The 12,387-nt window shown below is 74.7% G+C and carries 11 protein-coding genes; 9 read left to right on the forward strand and 2 right to left on the reverse strand.

Going from position 1 to position 12,387, the window contains the following annotated elements; translation table 11 throughout:
• The first annotated feature begins 7 nt into the window (after positions 1-7).
• Both ACFY23_RS05255 and ilvA read left to right on the forward strand, forming a co-directional pair.
• Positions 8-1,405, forward strand: a complete 1,398-nt coding sequence (locus ACFY23_RS05255; RefSeq protein ID WP_350680349.1) for an amidase family protein — start codon at positions 8-10, stop codon at positions 1,403-1,405.
• Positions 1,406-1,562: 157 nt separating this feature from the next.
• On the forward strand, positions 1,563-2,783 hold the full coding sequence (gene ilvA, locus ACFY23_RS05260) for a threonine ammonia-lyase (RefSeq protein ID WP_350680351.1): 1,221 nt from the start codon (positions 1,563-1,565) through the stop codon (positions 2,781-2,783).
• 88 nt (positions 2,784-2,871) lie between these two features.
• Here ilvA and greA read toward each other — a convergent pair whose 3' ends face one another.
• Positions 2,872-3,369, reverse strand: a complete 498-nt coding sequence (greA, locus tag ACFY23_RS05265) for a transcription elongation factor GreA (RefSeq protein WP_350680353.1) — start codon at positions 3,367-3,369, stop codon at positions 2,872-2,874.
• Positions 3,370-3,521: 152 nt separating this feature from the next.
• Positions 3,522-3,956, reverse strand: coding sequence for a DUF4307 domain-containing protein (locus ACFY23_RS05270; protein WP_350680355.1), 435 nt, complete (start codon positions 3,954-3,956; stop codon positions 3,522-3,524).
• Between the two features lie 193 nt (positions 3,957-4,149).
• Here ACFY23_RS05270 and mca point away from each other — a divergent pair, with 193 nt between their 5' ends.
• The 7 genes from mca to ACFY23_RS05305 all read left to right on the forward strand — a co-directional run bounded on the left by mca (position 4,150) and on the right by ACFY23_RS05305 (position 12,323).
• Positions 4,150-5,031 (forward strand): mycothiol conjugate amidase Mca, encoded by an 882-nt coding sequence (mca, locus tag ACFY23_RS05275; protein WP_350680357.1) that lies wholly within the window; start codon positions 4,150-4,152, stop codon positions 5,029-5,031.
• Positions 5,032-5,079: 48 nt separating this feature from the next.
• A complete protein-coding gene (locus tag ACFY23_RS05280) occupies positions 5,080-5,373 on the forward strand; it encodes a hypothetical protein (protein WP_350680359.1) in 294 nt (97 codons plus the stop codon).
• A gap of 242 nt (positions 5,374-5,615) precedes the next feature.
• Positions 5,616-8,084: a putative bifunctional diguanylate cyclase/phosphodiesterase gene (locus ACFY23_RS05285; RefSeq protein ID WP_387035845.1), complete on the forward strand. Its 2,469-nt coding sequence runs from the start codon at positions 5,616-5,618 to the stop codon at positions 8,082-8,084.
• Between the two features lie 94 nt (positions 8,085-8,178).
• Positions 8,179-10,173 (forward strand): thioredoxin domain-containing protein, encoded by a 1,995-nt coding sequence (locus tag ACFY23_RS05290; protein ID WP_350680363.1) that lies wholly within the window; start codon positions 8,179-8,181, stop codon positions 10,171-10,173.
• A 129-nt stretch (positions 10,174-10,302) separates the two neighbouring features.
• A complete protein-coding gene (locus ACFY23_RS05295; RefSeq protein WP_350680365.1) occupies positions 10,303-11,484 on the forward strand; it encodes a 5-(carboxyamino)imidazole ribonucleotide synthase in 1,182 nt (393 codons plus the stop codon).
• Positions 11,485-11,534: 50 nt separating this feature from the next.
• Complete coding sequence (purE, locus tag ACFY23_RS05300) at positions 11,535-12,005, forward strand: 5-(carboxyamino)imidazole ribonucleotide mutase (protein WP_350680377.1); 471 nt, start codon at positions 11,535-11,537, stop codon at positions 12,003-12,005.
• A 165-nt stretch (positions 12,006-12,170) separates the two neighbouring features.
• The gene (locus ACFY23_RS05305) at positions 12,171-12,323 is read left to right on the forward strand and encodes a hypothetical protein (protein ID WP_350680367.1); all 153 of its coding nucleotides are present in this window, start codon (positions 12,171-12,173) and stop codon (positions 12,321-12,323) included.
• Positions 12,324-12,387: the final 64 nt, after the last annotated feature.

Below are 12,387 nucleotides of genomic sequence, written 5' to 3' on the forward strand. Positions count from 1 at the left end.
TGGGAGGGTGGCCGTGCAGGACATCATGCCGACCTGGGTGGGGGCGACCGCCAAGCAGATCGCCCGAGGCGTACGCCGGGGCGACGTCACGGCCACCCAGGTCGTCGCGGACCACCTCGACCACATCGCCCGGGTCGACGCCGACCTCGCCGCGTTCCGCACGGTGCGCGGCGGGGAGGCGATCACCGAGGCGGAGAAGGTCGACGAGCAGGAGGACCTGGCGAACCTGCCGCTGGCCGGGGTGCCGGTGGCGGTCAAGGAGAACACCCCGGTCGCCGGCCTGCCCACCTGGAACGGGTCGGCCGCGGTCCGTACGCCCGTCGCCGAGGCCGACCACGAGGTGGTCCGCCGGCTGCGCGGCGCCGGCGCGGTGATCCTCGGGGTGACCCGGATGCCGGAGCTGGGCCTCTGGGGGCTCACCGACGACGAGACGGCGGTCACCCGCAACCCCTGGGACACCGGGCGGACCCCCGGCGGCTCCTCCGGTGGCGCGGCGGCCGCGGTGGCCGCCGGGCTGGTGCCGATCGCCCACGCCAACGACGGACTCGGCTCGATCCGCATCCCGGCGGCCTGCTGCGGCCTGCTCGGGCTCAAGCCGGGCCGGGGCGTGGTCCCGTGCCAGCTCGGCGCGGAGGACTGGTTCGGCCTCACCGAGCACGGCATGCTCACCAGCACCGTCGCCGACGCGGCCGTCGGCTTCTCGGTGCTGGCCGGTCGCCGCCCGGAGAAGCTGGTCCCGCCGCAGCGGCTGCGGGTGGGCGTCTCGCTCCGCTCGCCGGTGCGGGGCGTGCACCCCGACCAGCCCAACCGGGACGCGGTCGCCGCCGCCGGTCGGCTGCTTGCCGCCGCCGGTCACGACACCGTGCCGGCCGATCCGGTCTACCCGACCGCGCTGGGCCTGCAGGGGATCGCCACGTGGTTCGCCGCGGCGGCCGCCGACGTGCGCGCCGCCGGGGTGGACCGGCGCGGCCTGCAGCGGCGCAGCCGCCGGCACGTCGCCCTCGGCGAGTGGGCGCAGCGGCGCGGGTACGTCCGGGAGGCCGACCGGGCCGCCTGGCGCGAACGCTCGATCGGCTTCTTCGCCGACCACTCGGTCGACCTGCTGCTCACCCCGGCCCTGGCCACCGTGCCACCAGAGGCCGGGAGCTGGTCCGGCCGCTCCTGGCGGGCCAACATGCTGGCCAACATCCGGTACGCCCCGTTCGCCGCGCCGTGGAACATCGCCGGCCTGCCCGCCCTGGTGGTGCCGGTCGGCCGCCGCCCGGACGGGCTGCCGGTCGGCGTGCAGCTGATCGGCCCGCCCGGCTCCGAGCTGCTGCTGCTCGGCGTCGCCGGCCAGTTCGAGATGCAGGCGCCCTGGTCCCGCCACGCCCCCGGCTACCCCCGCATCCCCGCCGCCGTCTGATCTCCCGCCCCGCCCCCGGTCTCCGCGATCGTGCGGTTTCCGCCCCGGCGGACGGGGACGAACGGGGCGCTTCGCGGGGCCGAAGTGCAGGATCGCGGACAGGCGTGGTGCGGGCGTCGGTGCGGGTGGCGGGGCCTGCGGGTGGCACGATCAGGGCATGACGGAACTGGTCGGTCTCGCCGACGTACGGGCCGCGCGGGAACTGCTCGCGGGCGTCACCCGGACGACCCCGCTGGAGCCCTCCCGGCCGCTCAGCGCGGCGCTGGGCGGGCCGACGTGGCTCAAGTGCGAGAACCTGCAGCGCGCCGGCTCCTACAAGGTGCGCGGCGCGTACGTGCGGATCTCCCGGCTGTCCGAGGCGGAGCGGGCCAACGGCGTGGTCGCGGCGAGCGCCGGCAACCACGCCCAGGGGGTGGCGCTCGCCGCCGGCCTCGTCGGCACGCACGCCACGGTCTTCATGCCGGTGAACGCGCCGCTGCCGAAGGTCGCCGCCACCAAGGGGTACGGCGCCCAGGTCGAACTCGTCGGCAACACCGTCGACGAGTCCCTGGTCGCGGCGCAGACCTTCGCCGAGCGGACCGGGGCGACGCTCATCCACCCGTTCGACCACCGGGACGTGATCGCCGGCCAGGGCACGGTGGCCCTGGAGATCCTCGAACAGTGCCCCGAGGTCAGGACGATCGTCACCGGGGTGGGCGGCGGCGGGCTGGTCTCCGGCATGGCGGTGGCCGCCAAGGCGCTGCGGCCCGACGTGCGCGTCATCGGCGTGCAGGCGGCCAGCGCGGCCGCCTTCCCGCCCTCCCTGGTGGCCGGCGAGCCGGTACGCCTCCCGTCGTTCAGCACGATCGCGGACGGCATCGCCGTCGGGCGGCCGGGGGAGATCACCTTCACCCACGTCCGCAAGCTGGTCGACGAGATCGTCACGGTCTCCGAGGAGGACATCTCCCGGGCGCTGCTGATGCTGCTGGAGCGCGGCAAGCAGGTGGTGGAGCCGGCCGGCGCGGTGGGCGTGGCGGCGCTGCTGGCGGGCGCGGTCGAGGTGGAGCCGCCGGTCGTGGCGGTGCTCTCCGGCGGCAACATCGACCCGCTGCTGATGCTCCGGGTGATCGAGCACGGCCTCGCCGCTGCCGGCCGCTACCTGCGGGTGACCGTGCGCTGCACGGACCGCCCGGGTCAGCTCGCCTCGCTGCTCAGCGAGATCGCCGAGCACCGGGCGAACGTGGTGGACGTGGAGCACCAGCGCGCCAACCCGCACCTGCGCCTGGGCGAGGTGGAGGTGGCGCTGTCGGTGGAGACCCGGGGCGTCGAGCACTCCGACACGCTGATCAGCGCGTTGCGGGCCAGCGGCTACCAGGTGGTCTTCGCGGCTGAGGCGTGACACCGGTCGGTGCCACGCCTCAGGCGGGTCGTGCGGAGCGTCGCCCGGGCTCCACCGCGTGGTGCGGTCGGCGCCGGGGCGGCGCGGATCAGCCGGAGAACGGCTCGAAACTGACCACGGTCACCTTGATGTCGGCGCCGCTGGGGGCCGTGTAGGTGCAGGTCTGGCCGGCGCGGCCGCCCAGGATCGCCTTGCCCAGCGCCGACTCCGGGCTGTAGACCGTCACGTCGGTGGTCGACGCGATCTCCCGGGAGCCGAGCAGGAACGTCTCGGTGTCGTCCTTGTCGTCGTCGAAGTAGATCGTGACGACCATGCCGGGGGACACCACGTCGGCGGTCGGCGCCTCGCCGACCTGCGCGGTGCGGAGCAGTTCCTTCAGGTAGAGGATGCGCCCCTCGGCCTTGCCCTGCTCCTCGCGGGCGGCGTGGTAGCCACCGTTCTCCCGCAGGTCGCCCTCCTCGCGCCGGGCGTTGATCTCGGCGGCGATGACCGGCCGGTTGGCGATCAGCTCGTCGAGCTCGGCCTGGAGCCGGTCGTATGCGTCCTGGGACAGCCAGGTGGCGGGCGCCTCGTTGCCAGTGGACACAGGCGGTCTCCTCAGATGTGCGTGCTGGCTGACAGGTGAAAGTCCAAGTTACCAGTGCGGTACGACACGGGGGTGTCGACGATCACCCGACGACGCCCGTCCGGCGTCGCCGTGTCGCCCGTGCCGGCGCGTCCGGCCCGCGTCGTGGCTGCTCAGGCCGGGGGCCGGCAGCGCACCACCTCACCGATGAAGGGGCGGGCGCTGGTGACCAGCCGGTGCTGCGCCGTCACCTGCCGCCGGCCCGGCCGGGCGGTCACCGTGACCTCTTCCCGGGCCACCTCGGCACCGTCGCGGTCCCGGGCGCGCAGCACGCACACCGCCGACCCGCCCTCGGGCACGGTGACCCGGAAGTCCACCAGCACCTGGCTGTCGGTGATGCCGGTGTAGGTGATCACCTGGGCGTCGTAGTTCGGGTCGCCGTACTGCCGGTAGAGCCGGACCGTGACCAGGCTCAGGACCGCGACGAGGGCGATCACGAGCAGCGCCGCCAGCAGCGGTCGGCGGCGGCCGGGCTCCCGGCGGCGGCCGTACCGGCCGGGCGGGAAGGCCGGCGCGCCCGGTGGAAGTGTGGCGTGCGTCTCGGTCACCGGCGGGTATCTCCTGGCGTTGTTGTCGGCGGCATCGGCAAGAATGGCAGAGTTCCACCTTCCCAGCCCGTCCCGTCGTCAAGAATGACACGTCGGCACCGCCAGGTCCCGGCGCGGGGGGAGGATTCCGGCAGGTCAGCCGGGCGGTCCCGCGGGGGGCCCGCCGGCCGCCCAGAGACGAGGAGCGCCGACGTTGGCAGAGCGACTGCGACTGATGGCCGTTCACGCACACCCTGACGACGAGTCGAGCAAGGGCGCCGCGACCATGGCGAAGTACGTCGCCGAGGGGGTCGACGTCCTGGTGGTCACGTGCACCGGCGGCGAGCGCGGCAGCGTGCTCAACCCGAAGATGGACCGGCCCGACGTCTGGGCCAACATCGCCGAGATCCGCCGCGGCGAGATGGACGCCGCCCGCGCCATCCTCGGCGTCGAGCAGGCGTGGCTGGGCTTCGTCGACTCGGGCCTGCCCGAGGGCGACCCGCTGCCGCCGCTGCCGGAGGGCTGCTTCGCCCTCCAGGACGTCGAGGTGGCGGCCGGGCCGCTGGTGCGGCTGATGCGCCAGTTCCGTCCGCACGTCGTCACCACGTACGACGAGGAGGGCGGCTACCCGCACCCCGACCACATCATGACCCACAAGATCAGCGTGGCCGCCTTCGACGCCGCCGGCGATCCGGAGCGCTACCCGGAGCTGGGCGAGCCGTGGCAGCCGCTCAAGCTCTACTACGACATCGGCTTCTCCAAGGGCAAGATCATGGCCCTGCACGAGGCGATGCTCGCCGCCGGCCGGGAGTCGCCCTACGAGGAGTGGCTCACCCGCTGGGAGGACCGGCCCGACAAGGGTCCCCGGATCACCACCCGGGTGGAGTGCGCCGACTACTTCCCGGTCCGCGACGACGCGCTGCGGGCCCACGCCACCCAGATCGACCCGGACGGCTTCTGGTTCCACGTGCCGATGGAGGTGCAGCGGCGCGCCTGGCCCACGGAGGACTTCGAGCTGGTCCGCTCGCTGGTCGACAGCCCGCTGCCCGAGTCCGACCTCTTCGCCGGGGTGCGCGAGACGGTCCATGCCCGCTGACCCGGCGGCCGGTTACGCTGGTCACCAACCGCACACCGGAGGAACGCCATGCTGACCGCTGCACAGGTGCTCGCCCAGAACAACTTCGGGGACACCCGCTCGGGTGGCCTGGCCGGGCCGATGGGCCTTCTCCTCATCCTGGTCCTGGCGACCGCGACCATCCTGTTGATCCGCAACATGAACGCCCGGCTGCGCCGGCTGCCCGACCGGTTCCCCTCGCAGGGGCCGTCCGTCGACGCGCACAGGGCGGACGCCGCAGTCGCCGATCCGACAGACGGGACGCCGGCACAGGATTCATCCTCGGACGCTCCCAACGGGCGTCAGCAGCGCCGCAACGGGTAGTCCGCGCATGATTCACGTCGAACCGGGTCGTCGCCCCCTGTTGCGGCCACCGGGTTTGCCTTAGCCTTCCGCCGGGGGGACCAGAAGTTCCCGAGCCGTGCGCGGAAGGGGGCGCCGATGACCACCACAGCAGCGGCCGCCCGGCGTACCGGCGATCGGCCCGTGGGCGGAGGGGATCGGTGACCTCCGGCAGGGCCGGCGAGTCGCCCGACCGACTCGAAGACCGCGGCACCCCGCCGCGGCTGCTCCTGCTCACCGCCGCCGTCGTGCTGACCGCCCTGGTCGCCGCCGCGGTGGGGTGGACCCTGCCGACGCGGCTTCCCGCCGACGACGCGCTCGGCGGGCCGGCCCGGTTCGGCATCGCCGTCGTCGTGTTCGCCGTCGCCCAGCTCGCCCGGCTGCGGTTCCGCACCGCCGCCGGAATGGTGAGCATCACCTGGGGCGAGGCCGCGCTGATCATCTGCCTCTACCTCGTGCCCGCCGGCTGGCTGCCCTCCGCCACGCTCCTCGGCGCCGGGTTCGCCTGGTCGGCGATGTCGCTGCTGGGCGACCGCCGGCCGGTGCTGGAGGTCGTCCGGATCACGGCCTCGTTGACCGCCGCCACCGCGCTGGCCGTCTCGGTCACCACCGCGCTCGGCCGCCCGCTGCTGGCCACGCCGACGCCGGGGATCGCCCTGGCGGTGGCCGCCGGGTCGGTCACCTACCTGCTCGCGAACGCCTGGCTGGGCGGGGCCACCCTGGCGCTCCGGCACGGCATCCCGGTCGCCCCGCCGCTGCTCGCCGCGCTGCGCGGCAAGTTGCTGATGTTCGTCGGCAACGTCGCCGTCGGGCTGGTCGTGGTGGCGCTGCTGGAACTCGACGCGCGCTGGCTGCTGCTGCTCCCGCCGCCGCTCTGGCTGCTCCAGCAGACCTACCGGCACCGGCTGCGCGCCGACCAGGAGCGCCGCACCTGGCGGGCCTTCGCCGAGGCCACCGCCGCGCTCAACCAGCTCGACGAGCGGGGGGTCGCCACCGCGGCGGTGACCGGCGCGCTGGCGCTGTTCAACGCCGAACTCGTCGACGTCGACGTTGCCCGGGGCGACGGCCGGTGGCGACGCTACCGGGGCGACCCGGGCGGTCACCTGGTCGACCGGGAGGTCGCGCCGTCGGACCGGGCCGACCCCGAGGAACACGAGCTGGTGCGCACCCTCACCGTGGGCGCCGCCCTGGTGGGCGAGCTGCGGGTCCGCTTCCCGCGCTCGGCGCCGCCCAGCGCCCGGGAGCGCGACGCGGTGGCCGCGTTCGGCGACGCCCTCGCCGCCGCCCTGCACGACGCCGCCACCCACCGGGAACTGCGCCTGGTGACCGCCCGTTCGTCGTACGAGGCGGTGCACGACCAGCTCACCGGGCTGGTGAACCGGTCGGCCATGCTCAGCAAGGGCGACCAGGCGCTGCGGCAGCTCGCCCACGACCACCCGGTGGCGCTGCTGCTGCTCGACATCAACCAGTTCAAGGAGGTCAACGACACCCTCGGGCACGCCGCCGGCGACCAGTTGCTGCGCCTGACCGCCAACCGGCTGGGCACCCTCGCCCGCCCCGGTGACCTGCTCGCGCGGCTCGGCGGCGACGAGTTCGCCCTGCTGCTGACGTCGGTCCCGGTGCTCGGCGACCGCGCCGCCCCGATGGCGTACGCGCTGCGGCAGGCCCGCGAGATCGCCGAGCGGCTCGCCGCGCCGACCGAGGTGGCGGGGGTCCGGATGTCCGTGGAGGTCTCCGTCGGGGTGGTGGTCGCCGATGCCGGCACCGCCGACCTGACCGAGCTGCTGCGTCGGGCCGACATCGCGATGTACCAGGCCAAGGAGGGCGGCGGCAGCGTCGCCGCGTACGACTCCACCAGGGACGCCGCGAGCACCGACCAGTTGGCCCTGCTGGCCGAGCTGCGCGAGGCGCTGAAGGCCGACGACCAGTTGGTGCTGGCGCTGCAACCCGCGGTCGACCTGGCCACCGGGGCGCCGACCGGGGTGGAGGCGCTGATCCGCTGGCGGCACCCGCGCCGGGGCTGGCTCGGCCCGCACGACTTCATCCGGCCGGTGGAGAACAGCGAGCAGCTCGGCAGCTTCACCCGCTACGTGCTGGACAAGGCGCTCGCCGTCGCCGCCGGCTGGGCCCGGGACGGGCTCGACGTGCCGATCTCGGTCAACCTGTCGGCGCGCAGCCTGCTCGACCCCCGCCTGCCCGCCGAGATCGCCGAGGCGCTGCGGCGGCACGAGGTGCCGCCGGACCGGCTGGTGCTGGAGATCACCGAGACGGTGGTGATGAGCGAGCTGGAGGTCATCGACGAGGTGCTCACCACGCTGCGATCGATGGGCGTGCAGCTCGCGGTGGACGACTTCGGCACGGGCTTCTCCTCGCTGGCGTTCCTCACCCGGGTCGCGGTGGACGAGCTGAAGGTGGACCGGTCCTTCGTGATCCGGATGGCCGACTCGCCGGAGGCGGCGGCGATCGTGCGGACCACCGTCGGCCTGGCCCACGAGCTGGGGTTGCGGGTGGTCGCCGAGGGCGTGGAGACCGCCGAGCAGCGGTCGGCCCTGGCCGAGCTGGGCTGCACGGCCGCCCAGGGTTACCACTTCTTCAAGCCGATGCCGGCCGACAAGATCGGCGCGGTGCTGGGCACCCTGCTCGACGAGGCCCGGCCGAACGTCTTCCCGCTGCGCGCCGACGGCGCCTCCTGACCCGGCCCGGTCCGGCGCACCGCCCGGGCGGTGCGCCGACGCGGGCGGCCACGGAGCGCGGGCGGGCGGGGCGCCGGCTGGTTATGGTCGTCGGGTGAACCGACTCGCTGACGCCACGAGCCCGTACCTCCTCCAGCACGCCGACAACCCGGTCGACTGGTGGCCGTGGTGCGACGAGGCGTTCGCCGAGGCGAAGCGCCGGGACGTGCCGGTGATCATCTCGGTCGGCTACGCGGCCTGCCACTGGTGCCATGTGATGGCCCACGAGTCGTTCGAGAACGAGCAGGTCGGCGCCCTGATGAACGACGACTTCGTCTCGATCAAGGTGGACCGCGAGGAGCGCCCCGACGTCGACGCCGTCTACATGACCGCCACCCAGGCGATGACCGGGCAGGGCGGCTGGCCGATGACCGTCTTCGCCACCCCGGACGGCACCCCGTTCTTCTGCGGCACCTACTTCCCCCGGGCGAACTTCGTCCGGCTGCTCCAGTCGGTCGCCGCCGCCTGGCGGGACCAGCGGGACGCCGTGATCAAGCAGGGCGCCGCCGTGGTCGAGGCCATCGGCGGAGCCCAGGCCGTCGGCGGCCCCACCGCGCCGCTGGACGCCGCGCTGCTCGACGCCGCCGCCGAGCAGCTCGGCAGGGAGTACGACGAGGTGAACGGCGGCTTCGGGGGCGCGCCGAAGTTCCCGCCGCACATGAACCTGCTCTTCCTGCTCCGGCACCACCAGCGCACCGGCTCGGCGCGCAGCCTGGAGATCGCCCGGCACACCTGCGAGGCGATGGCCCGCGGTGGCATCTACGACCAGCTCGCCGGCGGCTTCGCCCGCTACTCCGTCGACGCGCACTGGACCGTGCCGCACTTCGAGAAGATGCTCTACGACAACGCGCTGCTGCTGCGGGCGTACACGCAGCTCTGGCGGCTGACCGGCGACCCGCTCGCCGCCCGGGTCGCGGCCGAGACCGCCGCCTTCATGATCGACGACCTGGGCACGCCCGAGGGCGGCCTGGCCTCCGCGCTGGACGCGGACACCGAGGGTGTCGAGGGTCTCACCTACTCCTGGACCCCGGCCCAGCTCGTCGAGGCGCTGGGCCAGGACGACGGCCGCTTCGCCGCCGACCTGTTCGCGGTCACCGAGGAGGGCTCGTTCGAACACGGCACGAGCGTGCTGCGGCTGGCCCGGGACGTGGACGACGCCGCGCCCGACGTGGCCGCCCGATGGGAGCGGGTCCGGGCCCGGCTGCGCGAGGTGCGCGACACCCGGCCCCAACCGGCCCGGGACGACAAGGTGGTCGCCTCCTGGAACGGGCTCGCGGTCACCGCGCTGGTCGAGCACACCGCCCTCACCGGCGACCCGGTCACCGCCGCCGCCGCGATCCGGATCGGCGAGGTGCTCGCCGAGCGGCACATCGTGGACGGGCGGCTGCGCCGGGTCTCCCGGGCCGGCGTGGTCGGCGAGCCGGCCGGCGTGCTGGAGGACCACGGCTGCGTGGCCGAGGCGTTCTGCGCGCTGCACCAGCTCACCGGGGAGGGGCGCTGGCTGACGCTGGCCGGTCGGCTGCTCGACGTCGCGCTGGAGCGGTTCGCCGCCCCCGGCGGCGGGTTCTACGACACCGCCGACGACGCCGAGCGGCTGGTCACCCGCCCCGCCGACCCCACCGACAACGCCACCCCGTCCGGGCGCTCGGCGATCGTCGCGGCGCTGGTCGCGTACGCGGCGCTGACCGGTGAGACCCGCTACCGGGAGGCCGCCGAGGCGGCGCTGTCGACCGTGGCGTCGATCGTCGGCCGGCACGCCCGGTTCACCGGCTACGCGGCCACCGTCGGCGAGGCGCTGCTCGCCGGGCCGTACGAGATCGCGGTGGTCACCGACGAGCCGACCGGCGACCCGCTGGTGGCGGCGGCGCACCGGCACGCCCCGCCGGGCACGGTGATCGTGGCGGGCCGCCCGGGGCAGGCCGGGGTGCCGCTGCTCGCCGACCGGCCGATGGTCGACGGGCGGTCCACCGCGTACGCCTGCCGGGGTTTCGTCTGTGAGCGCCCGGTGACGACGGTGGACGAGCTCGTCGGCCAGCTCGCCCGGCGCTGAGGCCGACGGCCGCAGCCGCTCGCGGCCCGGCCCACGCCGGCGGAAGTGCGCCTTCACCAGGGGCGGCGGGTGTTCGATACGCCATCCGCCGGCGCGGGTGGCCCGCCGCCCCGATAGGCTGGCGCCGCTATGGATTCACGTACCGGTCTGCCTGTTGTCGGCATGGTGGGTGGTGGCCAACTGGCCCGGATGACCCACCAGGCCGCGATCGCCCTCGGCCAGTCGCTGCGCGTGCTCGCGCTGGCCCCCGACGACGGCGCCGCGCTGGTCGCCGCCGACGTCCAGTACGGCGACCACACCGACCTCGCCGCGCTGCGCACCTTTGCCAAGGGCTGCGACGTGGTGACCTTCGACCACGAACACGTCCCCACCGAGCACATCCGGGCGCTGGCCGCCGAGGGCGTGAAGCTCTTCCCGCCGGCCGACGCGCTGCTGCACGCCCAGGACAAGCGGGTGATGCGGGAGCGGCTCGGCGAGCTGGGCGCGCCGAACCCGGCGTGGCGACCGGTCGCCGAGCCCGCCGACCTGGTGGCCTTCGGCGACGAGGCCGGCTGGCCGGTCGTGCTCAAGGCGGCCAGCGGCGGGTACGACGGCCGGGGCGTCTGGATGGTCGGCGACGCGGCGCAGGCCGCCGAGCTGGCCGCGACGCTGCTGGCCGGCGGCACCCGGCTGATCGTCGAGGAGCGGGTGCCGCTGCGCCGGGAACTCGCCGTGCAGGTGGCCCGCTCGCCGTTCGGGCAGGTCGCCGCGTACCCGGTGGTCGAGACGGTGCAGCGGGACGGCATCTGCGTCGAGGTGCTCGCGCCCGCGCCGGGCCTGCCGGAGGAGCTGGCGGTCGCCGCCCAGCAGCTCGCCATCGACCTGGCCACCGCGCTCGGCGTGGTCGGCCTGCTCGCGGTGGAGCTGTTCGAGGTCGCCGACCCCGCCGCGCCCGCCGGGAGCAGGCTCGTGGTGAACGAGCTGGCGATGCGCCCGCACAACTCGGGGCACTGGACCATCGAGGGCGCGCGCACGTCGCAGTTCGAGCAGCACCTGCGGGCGGTGCTCGACTACCCGATGGGGGACACCTCGCTGGCCGCGCCCGTCGTGGTGATGGCGAACGTGCTCGGCGGCGAGCCGGGCGGGATGTCGATCGACGAGCGGCTGCACCACCTCTTCGCGGCGGAGCCGGGCGCCAAGGTGCACCTCTACGGCAAGCAGGTGCGGCCGGGCCGCAAGATCGGGCACGTCACGGTGCTCGGCGACGACCTGGACGACGTACGGACGCGGGCCGCGCGGGCCGCCCGCTGGCTGCGGGAGGGGCACCAGTGAGCACGACCACTGAGCAGGCCGGCACCGGAGCGGCCGCCGTCGGTCTGATCATGGGCAGCGACTCGGACTGGCCGACCATGAAGGCCGCCGCCGAGGTGCTGGACGAGTTCGAGGTGCCGTACGAGGTCGGCGTGGTCTCCGCGCACCGCACGCCGACCAAGATGATCGAGTACGGCCGCGCCGCCGTCGACCGGGGACTGAAGGTCATCATCGCCGGGGCCGGTGGCGCGGCCCACCTGCCCGGCATGGTCGCCTCGGTGACGCCGCTGCCGGTGATCGGCGTGCCGGTGCCGCTCAAGCACCTCGACGGGATGGACTCGCTGCTCTCCATCGTGCAGATGCCGGCCGGCATCCCGGTCGCCACCGTGTCGATCGGCAACGCCCGCAACGCCGGGCTGCTCGCCGTACGGATCCTGGCCGCCGGGGACCGCACCCTGCTCGACCGGATGGCGGCCTACCAGGCGGACCTGGAGCAGCTGGTGGCCGAGAAGGACGCGGCCCTGCGCGCCTCCCTCGCCTGACCGCCCTCCCCGGACGCGCCGCCGCCCGCCGATCACGCCGGAAGGAGCAGGGCGACCTGCCGCGCCGGGGTGTGGATTTCCGCATCCCGGACCTTGCGGTCCGCCCGCCGCGCTCGGCGGTCGACCTCATGGTCCGGGCCGCTGTGGATCCATAGCGTCGTCGGCATGATCCATCTGTGGCATGCGTCGACGCACGCTGGCTCGTGCGTCCAGAAGTCCGACCCGCTGTCGGGCGGACCGGTCGGGCTGGTGACCGACCTCGTGGAGCGGCCCGGTGCCTCCGGCGCCGACGTGGCGGTCGCGGGGGACGGCCGATGACGCCGGGTGCCGGCGGTCACGCGCCGGCGCACCGCGGGCGACGGGGCGGTCGTGCGCCCCTCCC

Origin of the sequence: Micromonospora sp. NPDC000121 (assembly GCF_042899165.1) — a bacterium.
Taxonomy (GTDB): Bacteria; Actinomycetota; Actinomycetes; order Mycobacteriales; family Micromonosporaceae; genus Micromonospora.